The sequence below is a fragment of the Streptomyces sp. NPDC093065 genome, from assembly GCF_044754585.1.
Classification (GTDB): Bacteria; Actinomycetota; Actinomycetes; order Streptomycetales; family Streptomycetaceae; genus Streptomyces.
Window position 1 is genome coordinate 130,824 of record NZ_JBIVPJ010000006.1, and the last position, 23,435, is coordinate 154,258.

19 protein-coding genes are annotated in these 23,435 nt (G+C 72.0%); 9 read left to right on the plus strand and 10 right to left on the minus strand.

Translation table 11 applies throughout. The annotated features are described in order from the left end of the window. Positions 1 to 75 precede the first annotated feature (75 nt). The 5 genes from ACIQFU_RS13095 to ACIQFU_RS13115 form a co-directional block, all read right to left on the minus strand. Entirely contained in the window at positions 76 to 1,257 is a 1,182-nt protein-coding gene (locus tag ACIQFU_RS13095; RefSeq protein ID WP_402551076.1) for an ROK family protein, read from the minus strand. A gap of 274 nt (positions 1,258 to 1,531) precedes the next feature. Further along, positions 1,532 to 2,209, minus strand: a complete 678-nt coding sequence (locus tag ACIQFU_RS13100) for a GntR family transcriptional regulator (protein WP_402551078.1) — start codon at positions 2,207 to 2,209, stop codon at positions 1,532 to 1,534. Between the two features lie 149 nt (positions 2,210 to 2,358). Then, a complete protein-coding gene (locus ACIQFU_RS13105; protein WP_402551079.1) occupies positions 2,359 to 3,309 on the minus strand; it encodes a beta-ketoacyl-ACP synthase III in 951 nt (316 codons plus the stop codon). Between the two features lie 158 nt (positions 3,310 to 3,467). Beyond that, entirely contained in the window at positions 3,468 to 3,620 is a 153-nt protein-coding gene (locus ACIQFU_RS13110; protein WP_402551081.1) for a hypothetical protein, read from the minus strand. Then, positions 3,589 to 4,935, minus strand: a complete 1,347-nt coding sequence (locus ACIQFU_RS13115) for an OFA family MFS transporter (protein ID WP_402551083.1) — start codon at positions 4,933 to 4,935, stop codon at positions 3,589 to 3,591. Before ACIQFU_RS13115 ends, ACIQFU_RS13110 begins: the two co-directional genes overlap by 32 nt. A 200-nt stretch (positions 4,936 to 5,135) precedes the next feature. Here ACIQFU_RS13115 and ACIQFU_RS13120 point away from each other — a divergent pair, with 200 nt between their 5' ends. Genes ACIQFU_RS13120 through fdhD form a run of 5 tightly spaced genes read left to right on the plus strand, consistent with a single transcriptional unit; the run spans position 5,136 to position 11,760 of the window. Beyond that, positions 5,136 to 6,107, plus strand: coding sequence for a 2-dehydropantoate 2-reductase (locus ACIQFU_RS13120; RefSeq protein WP_402551085.1), 972 nt, complete (start codon positions 5,136 to 5,138; stop codon positions 6,105 to 6,107). After that, positions 6,104 to 8,032: a molybdopterin oxidoreductase family protein gene (locus tag ACIQFU_RS13125; protein WP_402551087.1), complete on the plus strand. Its 1,929-nt coding sequence runs from the start codon at positions 6,104 to 6,106 to the stop codon at positions 8,030 to 8,032. The genes ACIQFU_RS13120 and ACIQFU_RS13125 overlap by 4 nt, the downstream gene beginning before the upstream one ends. Then, a complete protein-coding gene (locus ACIQFU_RS13130) occupies positions 8,013 to 10,022 on the plus strand; it encodes an NAD(P)H-dependent oxidoreductase subunit E (RefSeq protein WP_402551089.1) in 2,010 nt (669 codons plus the stop codon). The genes ACIQFU_RS13125 and ACIQFU_RS13130 overlap by 20 nt, the downstream gene beginning before the upstream one ends. Continuing rightward, complete coding sequence (locus tag ACIQFU_RS13135) at positions 10,019 to 10,879, plus strand: 2Fe-2S iron-sulfur cluster-binding protein (RefSeq protein ID WP_402551090.1); 861 nt, start codon at positions 10,019 to 10,021, stop codon at positions 10,877 to 10,879. Before ACIQFU_RS13130 ends, ACIQFU_RS13135 begins: the two co-directional genes overlap by 4 nt. Positions 10,880 to 10,911: 32 nt before the next feature. Then, positions 10,912 to 11,760, plus strand: a complete 849-nt coding sequence (gene fdhD / locus ACIQFU_RS13140; protein ID WP_402551091.1) for a formate dehydrogenase accessory sulfurtransferase FdhD — start codon at positions 10,912 to 10,914, stop codon at positions 11,758 to 11,760. 298 nt (positions 11,761 to 12,058) lie between these two features. Here fdhD and ACIQFU_RS13145 read toward each other — a convergent pair whose 3' ends face one another. Next, a complete protein-coding gene (locus tag ACIQFU_RS13145; protein WP_402551093.1) occupies positions 12,059 to 13,096 on the minus strand; it encodes a bile acid:sodium symporter family protein in 1,038 nt (345 codons plus the stop codon). Between the two features lie 140 nt (positions 13,097 to 13,236). Here ACIQFU_RS13145 and ACIQFU_RS13150 point away from each other — a divergent pair, with 140 nt between their 5' ends. After that, positions 13,237 to 14,118: a LysR substrate-binding domain-containing protein gene (locus tag ACIQFU_RS13150; protein ID WP_402551095.1), complete on the plus strand. Its 882-nt coding sequence runs from the start codon at positions 13,237 to 13,239 to the stop codon at positions 14,116 to 14,118. Here the strand turns inward: ACIQFU_RS13150 and ACIQFU_RS13155 are convergent. Beyond that, entirely contained in the window at positions 14,097 to 15,074 is a 978-nt protein-coding gene (locus ACIQFU_RS13155; protein WP_402551097.1) for an Lrp/AsnC family transcriptional regulator, read from the minus strand. The two genes, ACIQFU_RS13150 and ACIQFU_RS13155, sit on opposite strands and share 22 nt — an antisense overlap. 122 nt (positions 15,075 to 15,196) lie before the next feature. Here ACIQFU_RS13155 and ACIQFU_RS13160 point away from each other — a divergent pair, with 122 nt between their 5' ends. The 3 genes from ACIQFU_RS13160 to ACIQFU_RS13170 all read left to right on the plus strand — a co-directional run bounded on the left by ACIQFU_RS13160 (position 15,197) and on the right by ACIQFU_RS13170 (position 19,668). Beyond that, positions 15,197 to 16,711, plus strand: a complete 1,515-nt coding sequence (locus ACIQFU_RS13160) for an MFS transporter (protein ID WP_402551099.1) — start codon at positions 15,197 to 15,199, stop codon at positions 16,709 to 16,711. Positions 16,712 to 16,924: 213 nt separating this feature from the next. After that, positions 16,925 to 18,751, plus strand: coding sequence for an AMP-dependent synthetase/ligase (locus tag ACIQFU_RS13165; RefSeq protein ID WP_402551100.1), 1,827 nt, complete (start codon positions 16,925 to 16,927; stop codon positions 18,749 to 18,751). Between the two features lie 83 nt (positions 18,752 to 18,834). After that, the gene (locus tag ACIQFU_RS13170; protein WP_402551101.1) at positions 18,835 to 19,668 is read left to right on the plus strand and encodes an aldo/keto reductase; all 834 of its coding nucleotides are present in this window, start codon (positions 18,835 to 18,837) and stop codon (positions 19,666 to 19,668) included. An 83-nt stretch (positions 19,669 to 19,751) separates the two neighbouring features. Here ACIQFU_RS13170 and ACIQFU_RS13175 read toward each other — a convergent pair whose 3' ends face one another. From ACIQFU_RS13175 to ACIQFU_RS13185, 3 genes are all read right to left on the minus strand, one after another. Next, a complete protein-coding gene (locus ACIQFU_RS13175) occupies positions 19,752 to 20,459 on the minus strand; it encodes an SDR family oxidoreductase (protein WP_402551102.1) in 708 nt (235 codons plus the stop codon). A gap of 109 nt (positions 20,460 to 20,568) precedes the next feature. Continuing rightward, the gene (locus ACIQFU_RS13180) at positions 20,569 to 21,498 is read right to left on the minus strand and encodes a class I SAM-dependent methyltransferase (protein ID WP_402551103.1); all 930 of its coding nucleotides are present in this window, start codon (positions 21,496 to 21,498) and stop codon (positions 20,569 to 20,571) included. A gap of 174 nt (positions 21,499 to 21,672) precedes the next feature. Then, complete coding sequence (locus tag ACIQFU_RS13185; protein WP_402551105.1) at positions 21,673 to 23,415, minus strand: glycoside hydrolase family 6 protein; 1,743 nt, start codon at positions 23,413 to 23,415, stop codon at positions 21,673 to 21,675. Between the last annotated feature and the right edge of the window lie 20 nt (positions 23,416 to 23,435).

Sequence of the window (23,435 nt, forward strand, 5' to 3'; positions counted from 1 at the left end):
CAGGTCGGGGTGGTGCGGAACAGGGCGTGACGGGGTGGAGCGCCGTGCTGGGTGGAGCTGCGGAACCGAACGGTGCTACGCGGGTGAGAACAGGTGGTCGCTGATCAGCCGGGCCGCGCCGATGACTCCGGCGGTGGGGCCCAACTCCCCCAGGACGATGGGCAGGTTGCCGGTCGCGAGAGGCAGCGACTGGCGGTAGACCTGGGTACGGATCGCGGCGAGCAGGTTGTGGCCGAGGCCGGTCACCCCGCCGCCGATCACCACCAGGCCCGGGTTGAAGAAGCTGACCAGGCCGGCGATGACCTGGCCGGTGCTGCGGCCGCCCTCCCTGATCAGGTCCAGTGCGGTGGCGTCGCCCGCGGCGGCCGCGGCGGCGACGTCGGCGGCGCTGAGGCCCCCGTTCGCCTCCAGCCGGTTCGCGAGCTCGGCCGACCGGCCCTGCTGGGCGGCCTCCGTGGCGTCGCGGGCCAGGGCCGCGCCGCTGAAGTGTGCCTCCAGGCAGCCCCGGTTGCCGCAGGCGCACTGACGTCCCTCTGGCACGGCCTGGATGTGCCCGATGTCGCCCGCGCTGCCGGTGGTTCCGCGGTAGACCTCGCCGCCGACGACGATGCCGCAGCCGATGCCGGTACCGATCTTGACGACGAGGAAGTCGTGCTGGGTGCGGGCGACCCCCGCGTGCTGCTCCCCCAGCGCCATCAGGTTCACGTCGTTGTCGACCATGACGGGGCAGCCGAGTTCCTGGCTGAGCGCCTCCCGCACGGGGAAGCCGTCCCAGCCCGGCATGATCGGCGGCGCCACCGGCACGCCCTCGGGGAAGCGGACCGGCCCCGGGACGCCGATGCCGGCGCCGTCGAAGCCCTCCGCGAGCCCGGAGGCGCGCAGCTTGGCGGCCATCGACAGCACCTGCTCGAAGACCGCGACCGGGCCCTCGCGCACGTCCAGGGGCTGGTTGATGTGCCCGAGGATCTCCAGCTCGGCGTTGGTGACGGCGACGTCGACCGAGGTCGCGCCGATGTCGACGCCCAGGAAGCGGAGTTCGGGGTTGAGGCGGACGTTGTGGCTGCGGCGCCCGCCGCGCGAGGCGGCGAGTCCGTCGGCCACGACGAGTCCGGTCTCCAGGAGCCGGTCCACCTCGACGGCCAGTTTCGACCTGGAGAGGTCGACCTGGTCGCCGAGCTGGGCGCGGGAGTTGGGCCCACCGTCGCGCAACAGCTGGAGCAGTCGTGCCTGGTGGGCGTTCGCGGGTCGTGCGGTCATGCGTCTCACGAGCCCCTCCCCGCCTCAATCGGCTGTGAGTGTGCCGGTCTTCCGGCCTCGTCCGGTGGCTTGCTTTCGGAGGGAACGTAGCAGTGGGCGCCGGGTGTGGGAAGAAGTCACGCATGAATTGCTGCCAACTTTCTCCACTGAGAGGACAAAGGAGAGTGCGGCGCGGGACGGCTCCGGGCACGACGAGACCGCCCGGCCGACATGCCGGGCGGTCTGTGATCAAACCTCGATGGGGTCCTGAAGGGGCTCCAGGAGGGCTCTGGCCCTACGAATCCCCGCGCGCGTGGTACGAACGCCGGGTGTGCTCCGTGTGCTCGCGCATCAGCCGGGTCGCCGACTGCTCGTCCCGGTCGGTGATGGCGGCGATCAGCTTGCGGTGCTCGATCCAGGACTGCCGGCCGCGCTGCCGGGCGACCGGGGTGTAGTACCAGCGGACCCGGCGGTCGACCTGGGCCGCGAGTTCGGCGAGGACGGTGTTGCCCGCCAGCTCCATGACCTTGCCGTGGAAGCGGGCGTTGTAGGCGACGGTGGCGTCCACGTCCTCGGCGGCGACGGCCCGCTCCCCCTCCTCGCACAGCTCCTCCAGCGCGGCGATGCCGGCACTGGAGGCGTTGGCCGCGGCGAGCCGAGCCGCCTCGGCCTCCAGGAGCGTACGGACCGTCAGGAGCTGGTCCGCCTCCTCCTCGGTCGGCTCGTGCACGAAGGCGCCCTGGGCGGGCCGCAGATCGACCCAGCCCTCGGTGTTGAGCCGCTGCAGCGCCTCGCGCACCGGCTGCCTCGACACCCCGAGGTGTCCGGCGAGTTCGCTCTCGACGAGGTGCTGGCCCGGCTGGAGGGCCCGTGTGGTGATGAGTTCGAGCAGCGCCTCGTAGACCCGGTCCCGCAGCGGGCCGGGTCGCTCCAGCTTGGGCACCGCGCCCTGCGGCAGTCCTGCGGACAACATCGGTCCCCCCTCGACGGCCGGCTCACAACCAGTACCCGCGATCCTCGGTACGCGCAGTATTGATTGTCTTTCGTCTACAGTCTACGGCGCGGCGGGGGTCCGGAGCCGGTGTGTAGGCCACGTCACACGGGACGGCCGGGCGGGGCCGTTCAGGGGCAGCGGACGACCTGTCCGGCGTAGGAGAGGTTGCCGCCGAAGCCGAAGAGCAGCACCGGGTCGCCGGTGGTGATCTCGCCCCGTTCGACCAGCTTGGACAGTGCCAGCGGGATGCTCGCCGCGGAGGTGTTGCCGGACTCGACGACATCGCGGGCGACGACGGCGTTGACGGCGCCGATCTTCGCCGCGAGGGGTTCGATGATGCGCAGGTTGGCCTGATGCAGCACGACCGCGGCGAGGTCGGCTGGTTCGAGACCGGACCGCTCGCACGCCCGGCGTGCGACGGCGGGCAGCCGGGTGGTCGCCCAGCGGTACACGCTCTGCCCCTCCTGCGCGAATCTCGGCGGCGTCCCCTCGATGCGGACCGCGTTGCCCATCTCGGGCACCGACCCCCACAGCACGGGCCCGATCCCCGCCTCCTCGCCCGGTGCCGAGGCCTCGACGACGGCGGCCCCCGCCCCGTCGCCGACCAGTACACAGGTGCTGCGGTCGGTCCAGTCGACGACCTCGGACATCTTGTCCGCGCCGATGACCAGTGCCCGGCTGGAGGAACCGGCCCGTACGGCGTGGTCGGCGGTGGCCAGGGCGTGCGTGAAACCCGCGCACACGACGTTGACGTCCAGCGCGGCCGGGCCGGGAACACCGAGGCGGGCGGCGACCCGGGCGGCGGTGTTCGGCGAGCGGTCGATCGCGGTGGAGGTGGCGACCACGACCAGGTCCACGTCGGCGGGGGTCAGCCCGGCCGCCGCGAGCGCCTTCGCGGCGGCGTGGCCGGCGAGCTCGTCGACCGGCTCGTCGGGTCCGGCGATCCGGCGCGAACGGATGCCCACCCGGCTCCTGATCCACTCGTCGCTGGTGTCGACCATGCCCGCCAGGTCCTCGTTGGTGAGGACCCGGGCGGGCTGGTGGTGGCCGACGGCGGTGATCCGGGAGCCGTACTGCATGGGTGGAATCCTCGCTGCCTCGGGGGTACGGGATCCACTAGTGTGATCAGTGACCGACGGGTACGGCGGCAGGTGTTACGACAGGAAACCGGCGCCCGGCTTGTCGGCTTCGGTCAGCATCCATCGCCGACCTGGCATCTCCGCACCCACGTCCGCCCTCATCCGGTGAAAAGCTGGGTCGCCTTCCGGACAAGTTCGTACAGCCCGTAGGCGAGCGGAGCGCCGACCCAGAGCCAGGTGAAGGCGATCAGCGGCCGCCGGTCGGGCAGACCGGCCGCGTCAGGCGGACTCTGGCTGCTGTCGGGGGACATCGTTGCCCTCCTTCTGCTCGGGGACGGTGGCGGCGGGTTCGTGGTGCCGGGCGTGGACGGGCCGGATCAGTTCGTTGGCGGCGAAGCCCACGACCAGCAGCCCGATCATGATGAGGAAGGACGTGCCGTACAGCGCCGACCCGTGCCGTCCCGCCTCCTCCTGGTGGTCGGCGATCCAGTTCACGATCAGCGGCCCGAGGACGCCGGCCAGCGACCAGGCGGTGAGCAGCCGTCCGTGGATCGCGCCGACCTGGTAGGTGCCGAAGAGGTCCTTGAGGTAGGCGGGGGCGGTGGAGAAGCCGCCGCCGTAGAAGGACAGGACGACCAGGGCGCACAGGACGAACAGCGGCTTGGAGGAGTCGCCGAACAGCGCGATCAGGGCGTACATCAGCGCGCCGACGCCGAGGTACACGCGGTAGATGTTCTTGCGTCCGATGAGGTCCGAGGTGGAGGACCAGCCGATCCGGCCCGCCATGTTGGCCGCCGACAGCAGGGCCACGAAGCCGGCGGCGGCGGTCACGGACACCGGGGTGGCCGTGTCGGCGAAGAAGTCCCTGATCATCGGTGCGGCCTTCTCCAGGATGCCGATGCCGGCCGTGACGTTCATGCAGAGCACGATCCACAGCAGCCAGAACTGCGGGGTGCGCATGGCCGAGCGCGCCGAGACCTGGACGCCTTCGAGCGGGGCGGGCCTGCCGTTCGCCCGTTCCCTGGGCCGCGGCACGCGCACGAGCAGCACGCCGAGGAGCATGAAGACGGCGTACGTCAGTCCGTGGACGAGGAAGGCGAGGGCGATCCCCGAGTTGTCGGTGCCGAAGGACTTCAGCATCTGCGCCGACCAGGGCGAGGCGATGAGGGCGCCGCCGCCGAAGCCCATGATGGCGATGCCGGTGGCCATGCCCGGCCGGTCCGGGAACCACTTGATCAGCGTCGAGACCGGCGAGATGTAGCCGATGCCGAGGCCGATCCCGCCGACGAAGCCGTAGCCGAGGACGATCAGCCAGTACTGCTCCACCGCCGCGCCGAGCGCGGAGAGCAGGAAGCCGGACGAGAAGCAGACCAGGGCGACGGTCATCGCCCAGCGCGGGCCGTGCCGTTCCACCAGCGTGCCGCCGAACGCGGCCGACAGACCGAGCATGACGATGCCGAGCTGGAAGGGCAGCGCGCTCTGCGTGCCGCTGAGGCCGAGCGCGGACTCCAGGGGCGGTTTGAACACGGACCAGGCGTAGGCCTGGCCGATGGAGAGGTGGACCGAGAGGGCGGCCGGGGGTACGAGCCAGCGGCTCCAGCCCGGGGGTGCGACGGGGGGGCTCATGGGTCCCCAACCGTAGGCATCCGGAAAGCGCTTGAGAAGACTGTTGAGCACACAACTACAGACCACCACTACTGCTGCACAAAGCCTTGCCGCCCCAACCTCCATACTGTAGACAATATTTCGTCGACACCATCGAGACTTCGTCGGCCTGTCTCTTCCCGGTTCCTCGGTATCCCTCGACCGAACGGAGCTCCCCCGCCATGAAAGTCGCAGTCCTCGGCGCCGGGGCGATCGGCGCCTACGTCGGCGCCGCGCTCCACCGTGCGGGCGCCGACGTGCATCTCATCGCCCGTGGACCGCATCTGGCGGCCATGAGGCAGTACGGAGTACGGGTGCGCAGCCCGCGCGGCGACTTCACCGCGCACCCGCGCGCAACCGACGACCCGGCCGAAGTCGGCCCGGCCGACTACGTGTTCCTGGGTCTGAAGGCCAACTCGTACGCGGCGTGCGGGCCGCTGATCGAGCCGCTGCTGCACCAGACGACGGCGGTCGTGGCCGCCCAGAACGGCATCCCCTGGTGGTACTTCCACCGGCACGGCGGCCCCTACGACGGACGCCGCCTCGAAAGCGTGGACCCGGCCGGCGCGGTCAGTGCGGTGCTCGCGCCCGAACGGGCCGTCGGCTGCGTCGTGTACGCGGCCACCGAACTGGAACGGCCCGGCGTCGTACGCCACGTGGAAGGCACCCGGTTCTCGGTCGGCGAGCCCGGCCGGGACGTCTCGCCGCGGTGTCTGGCGTTCAGCGAGGCGATGCGGGCGGGCGGCCTGAAGTGCCCGGTCGAGCCCGACCTGCGCAGCGACATCTGGCTGAAGCTGCTGGGCAACATCTCCTTCAACCCGATCAGCGCCCTGGTCCGGGCCACCATGCGGCAGATGTGCCTGCACGGCGGCACCAGGGAGGTCATCGAGACCATGATGACCGAGACGCTGGCGGTCGCCGGTGCCCTCGGCTGCGAGGTCGGCGTCTCCATCGAACGCCGGCTCGCGGGTGCCGAGAAGGTCGGCGACCACCGCACCTCCACGCTCCAGGACCTGGAGCGCGGCAAGCCGCTCGAACTCGACGTGCTGCTCGCGGCCGTCGTCGAACTGGCGGAGATCACCGGGGTGCCGGTGCCCACGCTGCGCACCGTGCACGCACTGTCGGACCTGCTCGCGCTGAGGAGCGCCGCATGAGGAAACGCGACCGAACCCCCAAGACCTACACCCGCCTCACCCACCCCCTGGTCCGGGACTCGCGCGACGAGCCCTTCCGCCGGGCGACCTGGGAGGAAGCCCTGGACCGCACGGCCCGGGGCCTGGCGGCCGCGCGCGACGCGTTCGGGATGTTCTCCTGCGCGCGGGCGACCAACGAGATGAACTACGTCGCCCAGAAGTTCGCCCGGGTGGTCATGGGCACCCACAACGTGGACTCCTGCAACCGCACCTGTCACGCGCCGAGCGTCGCGGGCCTCTCCGCGGCCTTCGGCTCGGGCGGCGGCACCTCCTCCTACGAGGAGATCGAGCACACCGACGTCATCGTGATGTGGGGCTCCAACGCCCGCTTCGCGCACCCGATCTTCTTCCAGCACGTCCTGAAGGGCATACGGGGCGGCGCCCGCATGTACGCGGTGGACCCGCGCCGCACCTCGACCGCCGAGTGGGCGGAGAGCTGGCTCGGCCCGAACGTCGGCACGGACATCCCGCTGGCCCACGCGGTCGGCCGCGAGATCATCCACGCGGGCCTGGCCAACGAGGCGTTCATCGAGCGCGCGACGACGGGCTACGACGACTACAAGGCCCTGGTCGAGCCCTGGACCCTCTCCCTCGCCGAGAAGGTGACGGGCGTGCCGGCCGCCGCCATCCGCGAACTGGCCCACGCCTACGCCCGCGCCGAGCGCGCCCAGCTGTGCTGGACCCTCGGCATCACCGAGCACCACAACGGCACGGACAACGTCCGCGCCCTGATCAACCTCTCCCTGCTCACCGGCCACGTCGGCCGCTACGGCTCCGGCCTGCAGCCCCTGCGCGGCCAGAACAACGTGCAGGGCGGCGGCGACATGGGCGCCATCCCCAACCGGCTTCCCGGCTTCCAGGACGTCCTCGACCCGGAGGTCCGCCGGAAGTTCGAGACGGTGTGGGGCACGGTGGTCGAGCCCCACCACGGTCTCACCCTGACCGAGATGTTCGAGGCCATGGAGGACGGCACGCTCCGCGCCGTCTACTGCATCGGCGAGAACCCGGCCCAGTCGGAGGCGGACGCGGAACAGGCGGTACGCCGCCTGCGCGCCCTGGACTTCCTGGTGGTCCAGGACATCTTCCTCACGAAGACCGCCGAACTGGCCGACGTGGTCCTCCCGGCGACCGCCGGCTGGGCGGAGACGGAGGGCACCACCACGAACAGCGAGCGACGCGTACAGCGGGTCCGCAGGGCGGTCAGTCCACCGGGTGAGGCCCGCGAGGACATCGACATCCTCTGCGACCTCGCGGCCCGCCTGGGCCACGACTGGAAGTACGCCGACGCGGAGGCGGTCTGGAACGAGCTGCGCTCCCTCTCCCCCGACCACCACGGCATGACGTACGCCCGCCTGGAGGAGCACCAGGGCATCCAGTGGCCGTGCCCGAGCACGGAGCAGCTGGAACCGCCCTACCTGCACGGCAGGTTGTGGGACCCGGACCCGGTCCACCGGGGGGCCCTCGCCCCCTTCGGCATCGTTCGGCACGACCCGCCGGTGGACCTCACCGACGAGCGGTACCCGATCAGGCTCACCACGGGACGCCGCCTCGACTCCTACAACACGGGGGTGCAGAGCGGCGGTTACGCATCCCCCCTGCGCCGCGGCGAGTCCGTCGAACTCTGCCCGGAGGACGCCGAACGCTACGGAGTGGTGGTCGGCGAGGAAGTACGGGTGACCTCCCGGCGCGGTTCGCTCCTCGCGCCCGTCTGGGTCGACACGGCCCTGCGTCCGGGCCTGGCCTTCATGAGCTTCCACTTTCCCGACGAGGTGGACACCAACCAGCTGACCATCGAGGCCAACTGCCCGATCGCCGGGACGGCGGAGTTCAAGGCCTCGGCGATCCGGATCGAGAAGGTGAGCACCGGTGGACCTGCGCTTCGGTGACAGCAAGCCGACGGACGAGGAACGCGCGGCCGTCGACGCCCTCCTCGGCCCGCCCGAGTCCTCCTGGGAGGGCGCCGACCGCTCCGACGCGGACCTCAGATGGGCCCGCGGCGGCCGGGAGGCCCGGGAGCGCCGCGACCAGCTCCTGCCGGCCCTGCACGCACTCAACGACCGCGTCGGCTGGATCAGCGAGGGGGCCCTGGACTACGTGTGCCGCCGCCTGACCGTCCCCCCGGCCGAGGCGTACGGGGTGGCCACCTTCTACGCGATGTTCTCGGTCCGCCCCCGCCCCGCCACGGTCCTCCACCTCTGCACCGACCTTGCCTGCACGGCGGCGGGGGCGAGTGAACTGTGCGCGGCCGTGGAAGCGCGCCTGGGCCCGGAGAGCGGGGTGCAGGTCGAGCGCTCTCCGTGCCTGGGCCTGTGCGAGCGCGCCCCGGCGGCCCTGGCGATCCGGGCAGGCGCTGCGGCCCGTTCGGCGCAGGGAGACACTCCGGCCCGCCCGGCGCAGCGGGACACTCCAGCCCGTCCGGCGCAGGGGGACACTCCAGCCCGTCCGGCGATTGAGGACGAGGCCGTTCAGGCCGAAGGGGGGTCCGGGGGCGCAGCCCCCGGGGACGGGGACGGGAAGGGGCGGCGGGGGCGAACCACCCTCCACGCCACAGCCGTATGCGCCCCCGCCACCCCGGACACCGCCGTCCGCACAGCCACCGCTCCCGAATCCGCCCCCGCCGAACCCGCCCCCGAAACCGCCGTCCCCCAGACCGGCTCCCCCACCCTCACCCTCCTCCACCGCATCGGCACCACAGACCCCGCCTCCCTCGACGACTACCGCGCCCACGGCGGCTACACCGCCCTCCGCCGCGCCTTCGAACTCGGCCCCGCCGCCGTCATCCGCGAGGTCACCGACGCCGGCCTCGTCGGCCGCGGCGGCGCCGCCTTCCCCACCGGCCGCAAGTGGCAGGCGACGGCCGCCCAGCCCGACCACCCGCACCACCTCGTCTGCAACGCCGACGAATCCGAGCCGGGCACCTTCAAGGACCGCGTCCTCATGGAGGGCGACCCGTACGCCCTGGTCGAGGCCATGACGATCGCGGCCTACGCGACCGGCGCCCACCAGGGCCACCTCTACCTCCGCGGCGAGTACCCCCGCGCCCTCGCCCGCCTCACCCACGCCGTCGAGCAGGCCCGCACCCGCGGCCTCCTCGGCGACGACGTCCTCGGCCAGGGCTACGCCTTCGACATCGAGATACGGCGCGGAGCGGGCGCGTACATCTGCGGCGAGGAGACGGCCCTGTTCAACTCCATCGAGGGCCGCCGCGGCGAACCCCGCTCCAAGCCGCCGTTCCCGGTCGAGAAGGGCCTGTTCGGCAAACCCACCGTCGAGAACAACGTCGAGACACTGGTCAACGTCCTGCCGATCCTCACGATGGGCGCCGAGGCGTACGCCGCGATCGGCACCCCCACATCCACCGGCCCGAAGCTGTTCTGCGTGTCCGGCACCGTCGCCCGCCCCGGGGTCTACGAACTCCCCTTCGGCGCGACGCTCGGCGAGCTGCTCACCCTCGCCGGGGTCCGCGGCAATCTCCGCGCGGTCCTGCTCGGCGGCGCGGCGGGCGGCTTCGTCCGCCCCGACGAGCTGGACATCCCGCTCACCTTCGAAGGCACCCGCGAGGCGGGCACGACGCTGGGCTCCGGCGTCGTCATGGCCTTCGACGACACGGTCCCGCTCCCCCGCCTGCTCCTGCGCATCGCCGAGTTCTTCCGCGACGAGTCGTGCGGGCAGTGCGTGCCGTGCCGGGTCGGGACCGTCCGCCAGGAGGAGGCGCTGCACCGGATCGCCGACCGCACGGGCGCCGCGGCGGCCGACGACATCGCCCTGCTCCGCGAGGTCGGCCGTGCGATGCGGGACGCCTCGATCTGCGGTCTGGGACAGACCGCGTGGAACGCCGTGGAATCCGCCATCGACCGTCTGGGGGCGTACGAATGACCGCGATACCGCTCGGAGTCCCTCGCCGCCTGGTGGAGTTCACCCTCGACGGCCAGGAGGCCCGGGTCCCCGAGGGATCGACCATCCTCGACGCCTGCCGGGCCGCCGGGAAGGACGTCCCGACCCTGTGCGAGGGCGACACGCTCACCCCGAAGAACGCCTGCCGGGTCTGTGTGGTGGACGTCGAGGGCGCCAGGACCCTCGCGCCCGCCTGCTCGCGCCGGGCCGAGCCCGGCATGGTGGTGCGCACGGACACCGAGCGCGCCCGGCACAGCCGCAAGGTCGTCCTCGAACTCCTCGCCTCCTCCGTCGACCTCTCCACCACTCCTTCGGCCGCACAGTGGATCAAGGAGTACGAGGCGAAGCCCGACCGCTTCGGCCCGGACGCGGCCCGCGTCGACGAGGAACCGCGGCTCGACAACGACCTCTACGTGCGCGACTACGGCAAATGCATCCTCTGCTACAAGTGCGTGGACGCCTGCGGCGACCAGTGGCAGAACAGCTTCGCCATCTCCGTCTCCGGCCGTGGCTTCGACGCCCGGATCTCGGTCGAGCACGACGGCCCGCTGACCGATTCCGCCTGCGTGTACTGCGGAAACTGCATCGAGGTGTGCCCCACGGGCGCCCTGTCCTTCAAGTCCGAGTTCGACATGCGCGCGGCGGGCACCTGGGACGAGGAGCGGCAGACCGAGACGACGACGGTGTGCGCGTACTGCGGCGTGGGCTGCAATCTCACGCTCCATGTGCAGGACAATGAGATCGTGAAGGTCACCTCTCCGCACGACAACCCGGTGACCCACGGCAACCTGTGCATCAAGGGCCGCTTCGGCTACCAGCACGTACAGAACCGGGACTGACCGGCAAACCGACCGGCGCAAGGGGCACGAACATGGGACGAGTCACGGAACGACGCAAGGTCATCCGCATCAGGGACGGGGCGGTCTCCACCCGCCCGGACACACTCGTCGCCGAGGAACCGCTGGAGATCCGGCTCAACGGCAAGCCCCTCGCCATCACCATGCGCACTCCCGGTGACGACTTCGCACTCGCGGCCGGCTTCCTGGTCAGCGAGGGCGTGCTCGCCGAGCAGGCCGACCTCCAGAACATCGTGTACTGCGCGGGCGCCACGGTCGACGGCTCCAACACGTACAACGTGGTCGACGTGCGGACGGCCCCCGGTGTGCGCGTCCCGGACATCACGCTGGAGCGGAACGTCTACACCACCTCGTCCTGCGGACTGTGCGGCAAGGCGAGCCTGGACGCGGTGCGTACGACGGCCCGCTGGCCCATCGCTGACACTCCCCCGGTCCGTGTCGCCCCGGAGCTGCTGGCCGACCTGCCCGACCGGCTGCGCGCGTCCCAGCGGGTCTTCGACCGGACCGGCGGCCTGCACGCGGCGGCGCTGTTCACCGAGGACGGCGAGCTGGTGGACGTACGGGAGGACGTGGGCCGCCACAACGCGGTCGACAAGCTGGTCGGCCGCGCCCTGCAGAACGGGGACCTGCCGCTGTCGCGCTCCGTCCTGCTGGTGTCGGGCCGGGCCTCCTTCGAGCTGGCGCAGAAGGCCGTGATGGCGGGCATACCGGTGCTGGCCGCGGTGTCGGCGCCGTCCTCGCTCGCGGTGGACCTCGCCGCCGAGACGGGACTGACACTGGTGGGCTTCCTGCGCGGCAGCTCCATGAACGTGTACGCGGGCGAGGACCGCGTCGCCCTGCGGGCCGCGGCCGCCCAGGGCTGACCCGGCTCCCCGCTGCACGGCGGCGGGGCCCCTGCCGGCGGGGAGCGCCCCCTGCGCCGCCGGGGCCCCGCCTCGACCCCGTCAGCCCTCCGCCTCCGCCGCACCGGCGGTCCGCCGGGCCAGGTCCGTCAGCCGCGCCGCTCGTCCTCGCGGCGCGCGAGCACACAGCCGCCCTCCGGGGTGAGCGACGCCGCCTTCTTGCGGCGGTCGCCGGGGTCCGGCACCCGGACGAGACCGGACGGGCCCACGGACCCCTCGGCCTCGGGCGGCTGGCCGTCACCACGCGGGTGCGGACGCTTCAGGCGGACCGGCTGCCGGTGCCGACCGCGGTGCGCGCCGGGGCGGCCGGCTCCTGCGAGGCGACCGCCTCCGGGTCGCGGGAGCGCCGCTTGGCGATCACGGCGCAGACCATCAGCTGCATCTGGTGGAAGAGCATCAGCGGCAGTACCGCCAGCGAGGCCTGGGCACCGAACAGGACGCTCGCCATGGGCAGCCCGGCGGCGAGCGACTTCTTGGACCCGGCGAACTGGATCGCGATCCGGTCCTCCCGCCCGAAGCCGAGCCCCTTCGCCCCGTACCAGGTCAGCACCAGCATCACGGCCAGCAGCACCGCCTCCACCCCCAGCAGCCCGGCCAGCCGCACCGGGCTCACCTGGTGCCAGATGCCCTGGACCATGCCCTCGCTGAACGCCGTGTAGACGACCAGGAGGATGGAGCCGCGGTCGACGAGCCCGAGCACCTTCTTGTGCCGGGCGACGAAGCCTCCGATCCACCGGCGCAGCAGTTGCCCGGCCACGAACGGCACGAGCAGTTGCAGCACGATCTTCACCAACGAGTCGGCGGAGAACCCGCCCCCGCCGCCGCCCAGCAGGGCGGCGGCCAGCAACGGGGTGACGACGATGCCGGCCAGCGAGGAGAAGGACCCGGCGCAGATCGCGGCGGGCACGTTGCCGCGGGCGATGGAGGTGAAGGCAATCGAGGACTGGATGGTCGACGGGACCAGGGTGAGGAAGAGCAGGCCCTGCTGGAGGGGGTCGGTCAGGAACACCGGGACCAGTCCGCGGGAGGCGAGACCGAGCAGCGGGAAGACGACGAACGTGCAGGCGAGCACGGTCACGTGGAGCCGCCAGTGCCGTACGCCGTCCATCGCCTCACGGGTGGAGAGCCGGGCGCCGTAGAGGAAGAAGAGGAACGCGATCGCGCCGGTCGAGGCGCCGGAGGCGACGTCGGCGCCCGTACCGCGGGCCGGCAGCAGCGCCGCGAGACCCACCGTGCCGAGCAGCAGCAGGACGTACGGGTCGATCGGCATCCAACTCGGCCAACGCAGGCGTTTCACGGTGCTCCACTTGCTCGCTGCTTACTCGTTCGCGGGGGTCACGGGTCCCCGCTCCATCGTGCTCCCCCACCCGGCGATCGGGAATCCGGTACACCGCTCTGACTGTCATCACGATTCCCGATCACCGGTAGCCTGGCGTCATGTACGACCCCACCCACCTGCGTACGTTCCTGTCCGTGGCCCAGACGCTGAGCTTCACGCAGGCCGCCCGGCGGCTCGGGCTGCGCCAGTCGACGGTGAGCCAGCACGTGCGGCGCCTCGAGGACGCCACCGGACGGCAGCTGTTCAGCCGGGACACGCACTCGGTGGAACTGACGGAGGACGGGGAGGCGATGCTCGGTTTCGCGCGCCGGATCCTGGAGGTGCACGACCAGGCGACGGCGTTCTTCACGGGCACCCGGCTGCGCGGGCGGCTTCGCTTCGGGGCGTCCGAGGACTTCGTGCTGACCCGGCTCCCGGAGATCCTTGAGGGCTTCCGGCACGACCACCCGGAAGTGGACCTGGAGCTGACGGTGGAGCTGTCGGGAACGCTGCACGAGCGGCTGGCGGCCGGGAAGCTGGACCTGGTGCTCGCCAAGCGGCGGCCCGAGGACCCGCGGGGCGAGCAGGTCTGGAGCGACCGGCTGGTGTGGATCGGCGCGGAGCGGCTGCGCCTGGACCCGGACCGCCCGGTGCCGCTCATCGTCTATCCGCCGCCGGGCATCACCCGCGCGCTCGCCCTGGACGCCCTGCACCGGGAGGGCCGGGAGTGGCGCGTCGCGTGCACCAGCGGCAGCCTGAACGGCCTGATCGCGGCCGCCCGCGCGGGCCTGGGCGTGATGGCGCACTCACGCGGACTCGTCCCGCCCGGTCTCGTGCGGGTGCCGGACCGGGCCGGGCTGCCCGAACTGGGCGGTGTGGACTTCGTGCTGGTGCACGGTCGGCGGCGCCCCTCGGCGCAGGACGCCGCGGACGCGCTGGCGGCGGCGGTCCTGGCGGGCGGCGACCGGCTGCACCGGCCTCAGCGGGCGGGCCTCGGATAGGTGAGCTGCTTGACCCGGCGCAGGAACGGCGACGCCTCCACGTGCTGGACACCCTCCAGGCGGCCGAGCGGACCGCTGAGGTAGGCGTAGAGGTCGGCGGTGTTGCGCACGACCGCGGTGGCGACGATGTTGGAGGGGCCCGCGGTGGCGGCGGCGTGGGCGATCTCCTCGTGTGCGGCGAGGGCCTCGCCGACCCGGTGGAGGGCGGCCGGGCTGGTGGTGAGCCAGAGGGCGGCGGCGGTCGGATAGCCGAGGATCTCCGAGTGGTACTCCACGTCGATGTACACGGCGCCGGAGGCGAACAGCGCCGCCAGACGGCGTTTGACCGCGGACTCGGAGCGGCCGGTGGCGCGTTGCAGCTCGGGGTACCCGGCGCGCCCGTCGCGCTCCAGGACGGCGAGCAGCGGCTCGTCCTCCAGGTCGATGCGGGCCGGTCCGGGCGAGGCCGGACCGTGGTCGGGCCGCAGCGCCGCGACCTGGTCGTCACCGAGCACACGGAACTTGCGGAGCCAGCCGCTGGGTCCGCCGTAGAAGCGGTGCAGGATCTGGTGGGCGTGGATCTCCAGTACGCGCGGGGTGCGCGGCAGCTTGCCGAGGAGCAGGTCGTCCCGGTCGCCCGGGCTGCGCGGCCGGGTGCCGAAGACGACCTCGGTGCCGCCGGCGGCCAGCCCGATCCAGTTGGTGTCGGGCCGCTTGGCGAGCGCGTCCGCGATGGCGAGCGCACTGTCGGGCACACAGCGCAGCCGCAGCGTCCAGTGGTCCTGGCCGAGCCGCTCGGCGTCGCGGACGGCGACCACCCGCAGGCCGCCCTCGGCGCACAGCCTGCGGTAGCGGCGGGCGACGGTCTGGTCGGAGACGCCCAGGACCGCGCCGATGCGGCTGAAGGAGGCGCGGCCGTTCGCCTCCAGGGCGTCGAGCACGCGCAGGTCGAGTTCGTCGAAGGTGTCGGATTCCATCCGCAATGCGCGATCTCCCATCGGGTTCCGTCACGTGGGCGCCGGTGACGGGGGCAATCTGTCGGCGCCGGTTCATCGTACGGAGGTACAGACACTCGTAGCACACAGGAAGAAGACGGAACATGCGTACATGGGGGCCGCTCACGGCGGTGTGCCTGGGGACGTTCATGCTGTTGCTGGACGTGACGATCGCGGTCGTCGCGCTGCCGGACATGGCCCGGGGGCTGCACGCCTCGCTGAGCGATCTGCAGTGGGTGATGGACGGTTACGCGCTGGCGCTGGCGGCGCTGCTGCTGGGGCTGGGCGCCGCGGCCGACGTCCTGGGACGGCGCCGGGTGCATGTGGCGGGCGTGGTGCTGTTCGCGGTGGCGTCGCTGCTGTGCGGGCTGGCCACGGGACCCGGCATGCTGGTCGCCGCGCGCGGGCTGCAGGGCGTGGGCGCGGCGGCGATGTTCGCCACCACGCTGCCCCTGCTGGGCTCGGTCTACCAGGGGCGCCGGCGGTCGATGGCGCTCGGCGTGTGGGGTGCGGTCAGCGGCGCGGCGGCGGCCGTGGGGCCGGTGCTGGGCGGGCTGCTCACCGACGGTCCGGGCTGGCGGTGGATCTTCTGGGTGAACCTGCCGGTGAGCGTGGCGGCGGTCTGGCTGACGCTGCGCGTGGTGCCGGAGTCCCGCGGTGCGGCCGGGCGCCGCGTGGACTGGGCGGGTACGGCCACGTTCGCGGCCTTCGCCGGGGCGCTGACCTACGGGGCGGTGCGGGCCGGTTCGCACGGCTGGACGGAGGGCGGCACCCTCGCCTCCTTCGTGCTCGCGGTGGTGGCGCTGGGCGCGTTCGTCGCGGTGGAGCGCCGGGTCGCCGATCCGCTGCTCGATCCGCGGCTCTTCCTGCGGCCCGCGTTCTCCGGCGTCATGCTGGGCGGGCTGGCCTTCAACGCGGCGGCGTTCGGTGTGATGGCGTACACCTCCATATGGCTGCAGACGCTGCTGGGGATGAGCCCGGTGCGCGGTGGTCTGGTGTTCGTGTGGCTGTCGCTGGCGTCGTTCGTGGTGGCGGCGGCGGGCGGGCGGCTGCTGCACGGGGTGCCGGCGCGGCTGACCATCGGCGGCGGGCTGCTGCTGATCGCGGCGGGCCAGTTCAGCATGGCGTTCCTGGACGCGGGATCCGGTGCGTCGGCCCTGGTGCCGGGGCTGCTCCTGGTGGGCGTCGGGACGGGCCTGGTGTCGCCCGGCATCGCGGGCGCGGCGCTGGCGGCGGTCCCGGCGGACCGGGCCGGCATGGCCGGGGGCGCGGTCAACACCTTCCGGCAGCTCGGGTACGCGCTCGGTATCGCCGTGTTCGGCACGGTGCTGACCTCGCGGATGGAGGGCACGCTGCCGCACGACGCGGCGCACCGACTGGCGGGCGGTGCGGCGGGCGCCCTGCGGGACGTGTTCGGCGAGCACACGCTGCGCTCCGCGTTCGCCTCCGGACTGAACGCGGCGGCGGTGGCCGCGGGCGCGGTCGCGGCGGTCGCCGGGGTCCTGGTGCTCGTCCTGGTCAAGGCCGACCGCGGGGGCCGGGACGCCGGTGCGACGGAGTCCGCGCCGCCCGCGCCGCAGGAGGAGGTGTCCGCTCCGGCAGCCCCGTACCGCCGGTAAGCGGGTCGTACAGATTCGGTGGAGATTAGGCCACCGATACTTACTCAACCGTCAGGAAACTGTCCGACCCTTCCCCATGTGAGCGCATTTCCTCTCGCTGACCAGCGCGAACATGAGCCCTGTTCGATTTTGGCACCCCTCCCGTCCCCGCGTCGGGTGGGGTAGCTTTCACGGCGCTGTGCGGGGGCGTCATCGAAAAGCGGGGAGCGGGGTTTGCGCGAGTTCACCAGTCCTCCGTTGACGTTGGCACCACCGGTGGGCGGTCTGGCCGACGTCGTCTTCGAGCATGCCCGGGAGGATCCCCGGCACATAGCGCTCGGGCGCAAGGACGAGGCCGGGCAGTGGCGGGACGTCACCGCCGGCGCCTTCCGCGACGAGGTGCTGGCGCTCGCCAAGGGGCTGCTGGCCCAGGGCATCCGCTTCGGCGACCGGGTCGCGATCATGTCCCGCACCCGCTACGAGTGGACCCTCTTCGACTTCGCCCTGTGGACGATCGGCGCCCAGGTGGTGCCGATCTACCCGACCTCCTCGGCCGAGCAGTGCATGTGGATGCTGTACGACGCCGAGGTGACCGCGGCGGTCGTCGAGCACGAGGACCACGCGATGACGATCGCCACGGTCATCGACCGGCTGCCGCACCTGCGCGGCCTGTGGCAACTGGACTCCGGCGCCGTCCAGGAGCTGTACGACGCGGGCGCGCACCTCGACGACGAGGTGGTCCACCGGCACCGCAAGGCGGTCACGCCGGAGTCGGTCGCCACCGTCATCTACACCTCGGGCACCACCGGCCGCCCCAAGGGCTGCGTGCTGACCCACGGCAACTTCATGTACGAGGCGGACACCGTCATCGAGCGCTGGGAGCCGGTGTTCCACTCCAAGCGCGGCGACGAGGCGGCCACCCTGCTCTTCCTGCCGCTCGCGCACGTCTTCGGGCGGATGGTGGAGGTCGCGGCCATCCGCGGCCGGGTCCGCTTCGGCCACCAGCCGCAGCTGAACGCGGCAGCCCTCCTGCCCGACCTGGCCGCGTTCCGGCCGACCTTCATCCTGGCCGTGCCGTACATCTTCGAGAAGGTGTTCAACGCGGCGCGGCGCAAGGCCGAGAAGGAGGGGAAGGCCGGTCCGTTCGAGAAGGCCGTCGACGTGGCCGTGAAGTACGCGGAGGCGGTGGAGGCGAAGGCCTGGGGCATCGGGCCCGGCCCCTCGGCGGGGCTGCGGATGCAGCACCAGTTCTTCGACAAGCTCGTCTACTCCAAGGTGCGGGCCGCGATGGGCGGGCGCATCCGCAACGCCATGTCGGGCGGCTCGGCGATGGACCGGCGGCTCGGACTGTTCTTCGCGGGCGCGGGCGTGCAGATCTACGAGGGCTACGGTCTGACCGAGTCCACGGCGGCCGCCACCGCCAACCCGCCCGAGCGCACCCGTTACGGCACCGTCGGGCAGCCCGTTCCGGGCGTCACCGTGCACATCGCGGACGACGGCGAGATCTGGCTGAACGGCGGCAACGTCTTCGAGGGCTACCTGAACAACCCGAAGGCCACCGACGAGACCCTGCACGACGGCTGGCTGGCCACCGGCGACCTCGGCTCCCTGGACGAGGACGGCTACCTCACCATCACCGGCCGCAAGAAGGAGATCCTGGTGACCTCCGGCGGCAAGAGCGTCTCCCCCGGTCTGCTGGAGGAGCGGGTGCGCGATCACCCGCTGGTCAACCAGTGCATCGTCGTCGGCAACGACCGCCCCTACGTGGCCGCCCTCATCACGCTGGACCAGGAGGCGGTCGAGCACTGGCTGACGATGCGCAACAAGCCGCAGATGTCCCCGGCCGACCTGGTGCACGACGCCGACCTGGAGACGGAGGTGCGGCGCGCGGTGGTCGCGGCCAACACGCTGGTCTCCCAGGCCGAGTCGATCCGCACCTTCCGTATCCTCGCCCAGCCGTTCACCGAGGAGCACGGGCTGCTGACGCCGTCGCTCAAGCTGAAGCGCAAGGCCATCGAGAACGCCTACGGCACCGAGGTCGAGGCACTTTACCGGGCGTGAGTTCCACGGTCAGGAATGCGCGGGGGCTCGTGATCGTTGACGATATGAGTACCACCTGACCACAACCGAAGGATCAAGAGCTCGTGAGCAGCAAGGTCCCCCCGATCATCCTGAACAACGGCGTCGAGATGCCCCAGCTGGGCTTCGGCGTCTGGCAGGTGCCGGACGACGAGGCGCAGACCGCCGTCGCCCAGGCGCTGGAGGCCGGGTACCGCAGCATCGACACAGCGGCGATCTACGGCAACGAAGAGGGCACCGGCAGGGCGATCGCCGCCTCCGGTCTGGCCCGCGAGGATCTTTTCGTCACCACCAAGCTCTGGAACAGCGACCAGGGGTACGACTCCACGCTCCGTGCCTTCGACACCTCGCTGGCGAAGCTCGGCCTGGAGTACCTCGACCTCTACCTGATCCACTGGCCCATGCCGGCCGAGGGCACGTACGTCGACAGTTACAAGGCGTTCGAGAAGCTGCTCGCCGACGGGCGGGTCCGCGCCATCGGCGTGTCCAACTTCCTGCCGGAGCACCTGGAGCGGCTGACCGCCGAGACGTCGGTGATTCCGGCCGTCAACCAGATCGAGCTGCACCCGCACCTCCAGCAGCACGCCGCCCGCGAGGCGCACGCGGAGCAGGGCATCGCCACCGAGGCGTGGTCCCCGCTCGGCTCCGGCAAGGGCATCCTGGACATCCCCGCGATCGTCGCGATCGCCCAGAAGCACGGGCGCACCCCGGCCCAGGTGGTGCTGCGCTGGCACCTCCAGCTGGGCAACGTGGTGATCCCGAAGTCCGTGACGCCGTCCCGGATCAAGGAGAACATCGACGTGTTCGGCTTCACCCTGGACACCGAGGACCTCGCGGCGATCAGCGCGCTGAACGAGGACCGTCGGCTGGGCTCGGACCCGGCGGACGTCAACTCCTGAGCGGTACACACGGGAAGAGGGGCCCGGCCGTCTGCGCGGCCGGGCCCCTCTTCCCGTGTGCCTGTCTCTCCGCGTGTCGGTCGTCAGTTGGGCTGCCCCAGCGGCCGTACGACCACGGTGTTGACGTCGACCCCGGCGGGCTGGGCCATGGCCCAGACGACCGAGTCGGCGATCTGGTCGGCGGTGAGCAGTTCGCCCGGCGGCAGGCCCCCGGTACCGTCCCAGAACGGGGTCTCCACCCGGCCGGGCGCGATCAGGGTCACGCCCACGCCCCACTGCGTCACCTCCCGCCGGGTGTTCTCGGCGAGGCCGGTCACCGCCCACTTGGTGGCGCCGTAGATGTTGCCCGGCGTGTTCACGAAGCCGGCGACGCTGCCCACCAGCACGATCCGCCCGCGCGTCTCCCTGAGCGCGTCGATGGACGCCCTGATCAGCAGGGCCGGGCCCAGCACGTTGGTCAGCACCATCTCCGTCCAGCCGGCCGGGTCGCCCTCGGCGACCGAGTCGTGGGTGGCGAAGCCGGCGTTGGCGACGACCGTGTCGAGGCGGCCGAACTCCTTCAGCGTGGTCTCGACGGCGGCGGCCACCTGGTCGTGCTCGGCGGCGCTGCCCCGGATCGTCAGCAGGTTCCCGGGGTCGCCGAGTTCCGCGCCGAACGCCCGCAGTCTCGCCTCCCCGCGTCCCGTGACGGCCACCCGCTGCCCGGCGTCCAGCAGCCGCCGGGCGACAGCGGCTCCGATGCCGCTGCCGCCACCGGTGATCAGCGTGACCGGTGTGTCGGTGTCGGTCATGGTTCCCCCCTGTGTCTGTTCCTGTCTCTCTCACGGACAGCGGGGAGTCCATCACGTAGAGCGCTCTCGAAGTCAAGTGCGCGCGCTCCGGACGGGCTTCGGCACGGGGTCAGGCCGGCCGCACCGCCGTGTACACGGTGTGCGCCACCAGCACGAACAGGTCCTGGCGGCGGTGCACACCCGCCTCGTCGGCGGGGTCGAGAAGGCGGTCCAGGGTGGCGAGGTCGTCGGTGTCGAGCCGCTCGCCGATGCGCTCGCGCAGCCGGGACAGTGACGTGGTGACGTAGTCGCGGGCCGCGTCGGAGACGGGTGCGGGCAGGTCGAGCAGGAAGCTGCGGGTGCCGGTGTGCTTCAGTCCGGCGGCGGTCAGCATCGCGGGCCAGTCCTCGGCCTCGGCCACGGAGTCCGGCAGGTCGGCGCGCATCTCGGCGAACGCGTCCTCCTCCACGGCGCGGATCCTGGCCTGGAGGCCGGGGCGTCCGATGCCGATGTCGCGGGGCAGGAACCGGGCGGGCAGTCCGCCCTCCAGGATCGCCAGCGTGCCGCCGGGGGCGAGGTGCCCGCCGAGGGCGGCGAGGGCCGCGCGCTGGTCGGGGAGATGGTGCAGGCTCTGGCTGGCCCACATCAGGTCGGCGGGGTGGTCCAGCTCGGCCAGTGCGGCGGGCAGGTCGCCCGCGAGGGTGCCGAAGCGGTCGCCGACCCCGAGCCGCTCGGCGCGGGCGCGGGCGCGCTCGAGGAGCGGTGCCGCGCCGTCGGCGGCGACGACGCGGGCGCCGGGGAAGGTGTCGGCGAACAGACAGGACACGACGCCGGGTCCGCTGCCGACGTCGACGACCAGGCCGGGATCGGTCACCTCCCGGGCCAGCCAGGCCATGGCCTGCCGGTACAGCGGCGTGTACAGCTCGGCCTGCGCCTCTAGGTGCGGGGCCATCTCGGCCCAGTCGATGTCTGCGTGGTCGTGGGCGTGTCCGTGCCGGTGTGCGTGGCTCTGCTCGTGGGCGGAGCCGTGCCTGTCGTGGTCCTGGTGGTCGTGCGCCATGCTGGTCGGCCTCCCGTTCGCGGTGCCGTCAGGGTGCGACGACTCGCCACCCGGACGCAACTGAAGTTGCCGGTCCCGCAAAAAAAGGGGGGTGCACGACCACCCGGCCGCCGGGGCCGGCCCGCGAGGACCGGACCCCGGCGGCTCACCCGCGCGGCAGGCGCGGGAATCCGCTCAGGACAGGGGCGGGTAGGCGTTCTTCATGAGCTCCTGGAACTGCGCGGAGAACCAGTGCCCGGACACCGGGGCGTTCGGCAGCGCGCCCGAGGGGCTGTTGCCGTTGCGCGCGTTGCCCTCGTAGGTGGGGTCGCACATCCGGTCGAAGCCCTTGCCCTCGTCGTTGTCGATGGCCTCGCTCGCACCGTCGGACTCGCCCGGGGGCTTCATCCAGACGTACGCGTCGATCCCGGCGGCGGGGCTGGCCTGCGGACGTTCACCGAGGCCGGCTCCGGACTGGTTGCACCAGTTGCCGAGGTGGATACGGCGGTCGTAGCGGCCACCGTCCACGTAGGCGTCGACGCTGGTCTGCGGACCGGGACCGGCGGGCCGGGCCGAGCCGCCCCAGCCGTTGCGGGAGGTGTCGATCAGCATGCCGATGTTCCGGTCGAAGCCGATCGAGACCAGCTTGTCGCGCATGGCCTGGGCGTAGGACAGTTCGTCGGTGTACTGGTTCCAGTCGACCCACTTGGACTGGCGCACGGAGGTCCCGTTCACCGAGTCCGCGATCTTGAAGTTGTCCTCCTTCAGGGCGCTGTAGTTGGCGGTGTTGACGATGAAACCCTGCACGTCGGCGACGGTCGCGCCCTCGGTGGTGGCGGCGGACTTGAACATCTCGGCGGAGGCGCCGAAGTTGTCGTCCCAGCCGAGCCAGCCGTGGTGGCCGGCGTCGACGTAGTTGTAGACGTTGCCGATGTCGCCGAGCTTGTTCAGGGCGTAGCCGACGCCCTTCTGGTAGTTGCCGTTGGCCTTCATCACGTCGCAGTTCTCCGTGGCGGTCGGCCGCCCGGAGACGTTGGTGACCAGGTTGGGCAGCGAGTCGATCTCGACCGTGGTGACGATCCGCAGACCCGCGTACTTCGGGTCGGAGAGGATCTCGGCGATCGGGTCGATGTACTCGGTCTTGTACCGGTCGATCTCGGTCGGGCCCAGCTCGCCGTTGGAGGCGAGGGCGGCGCAGTCGCGTCCGGGCAGGTTGTAGATGACGAGCTGGATCGCCATCTCGCCGGAGCCCTTCTGCGCCAGCGCGGCGTCCAGGTGGTCGCGCAGGCCCATGCCGCCGTCCACGCCCTCGATGGCGGCGATCCGGTCGAGCCACACACCGGTCGGCTCGTCGGCGATGCGGTCGCCGCCGGGCTCGGCGGCGGCGTTGGCGGACCACTCGGGGTTCACGTAGACCTGGGCGCCGTCATAGGGGTTGTCCACCCGGTCGGACGGGCCGGTGGGATCGGTCGGGTCCGTGGGGTCCGTCGGGTCGGTGGGATCCGTGGGGTCGGTCCCGCCGTCGACGTTGCAGGTCACGCCGTTGAGGGTGAAGGTGGCCGGGATCGCGTTGCTGCCGCTGTAGGTGCCCTGGAAGCCGAAGCTCGCCGAGCCGCCCGTGGAGAGCGTGCCGTTGTACGACTCGTTGGTCGCGGTGACGGCGGCACCGCTCTGACTGACCTTCGCGTTCCAGCTGTTGGTGACCTTCTGGCTGCCGGCGTACGTCCAGCCCAAGGACCAGCTGGACGTGGCGGCACCGTTGTTGGTGACGGTCACGGCGGCGGTGAATCCGCTTCCCCAGTCGTTCTGCACCTCGTAGTCGACGGCGCAGGCGGCGGCCGCGGCTCCGGCGCTCGCGGACTGGGCGGCCAGTGCCGTGCCGGAGGCGCCGGCGACCAGTGTCAGGGCGGCGAGCATCGCGGTTCTGGTACGGGTCATGAGTGCGGGTTCCTTCTTTC

Bases quoted from the DNA above. Each gene is read 5' to 3' on its own strand.
- ACIQFU_RS13105 (WP_402551079.1), bottom strand. From the start codon at position 3,309: ATGCAGTACGGCTCCCGGATCACCGCCGTCGGCCACCACCAGCCCGCC.
- ACIQFU_RS13175 (WP_402551102.1), bottom strand. From the start codon at position 20,459: ATGACCGACACCGACACACCGGTCACGCTGATCACCGGTGGCGGCAGC.
- ACIQFU_RS13115 (WP_402551083.1), bottom strand. From the start codon at position 4,935: ATGAGCCCCCCCGTCGCACCCCCGGGCTGGAGCCGCTGGCTCGTACCC.
- ACIQFU_RS13155 (WP_402551097.1), bottom strand. From the start codon at position 15,074: ATGGAATCCGACACCTTCGACGAACTCGACCTGCGCGTGCTCGACGCC.
- ACIQFU_RS13180 (WP_402551103.1), bottom strand. From the start codon at position 21,498: ATGGCGCACGACCACCAGGACCACGACAGGCACGGCTCCGCCCACGAG.
- ACIQFU_RS13095 (WP_402551076.1), bottom strand. From the start codon at position 1,257: ATGACCGCACGACCCGCGAACGCCCACCAGGCACGACTGCTCCAGCTG.
- ACIQFU_RS13185 (WP_402551105.1), bottom strand. From the start codon at position 23,415: ATGACCCGTACCAGAACCGCGATGCTCGCCGCCCTGACACTGGTCGCC.
- ACIQFU_RS13150 (WP_402551095.1), top strand. From the start codon at position 13,237: ATGTACGACCCCACCCACCTGCGTACGTTCCTGTCCGTGGCCCAGACG.
- ACIQFU_RS13125 (WP_402551087.1), top strand. From the start codon at position 6,104: ATGAGGAAACGCGACCGAACCCCCAAGACCTACACCCGCCTCACCCAC.
- ACIQFU_RS13160 (WP_402551099.1), top strand. From the start codon at position 15,197: ATGCGTACATGGGGGCCGCTCACGGCGGTGTGCCTGGGGACGTTCATG.
- ACIQFU_RS13110 (WP_402551081.1), bottom strand. From the start codon at position 3,620: ATGTCCCCCGACAGCAGCCAGAGTCCGCCTGACGCGGCCGGTCTGCCC.
- fdhD (WP_402551091.1), top strand. From the start codon at position 10,912: ATGGGACGAGTCACGGAACGACGCAAGGTCATCCGCATCAGGGACGGG.
- ACIQFU_RS13120 (WP_402551085.1), top strand. From the start codon at position 5,136: ATGAAAGTCGCAGTCCTCGGCGCCGGGGCGATCGGCGCCTACGTCGGC.
- ACIQFU_RS13100 (WP_402551078.1), bottom strand. From the start codon at position 2,209: ATGTTGTCCGCAGGACTGCCGCAGGGCGCGGTGCCCAAGCTGGAGCGA.
- ACIQFU_RS13135 (WP_402551090.1), top strand. From the start codon at position 10,019: ATGACCGCGATACCGCTCGGAGTCCCTCGCCGCCTGGTGGAGTTCACC.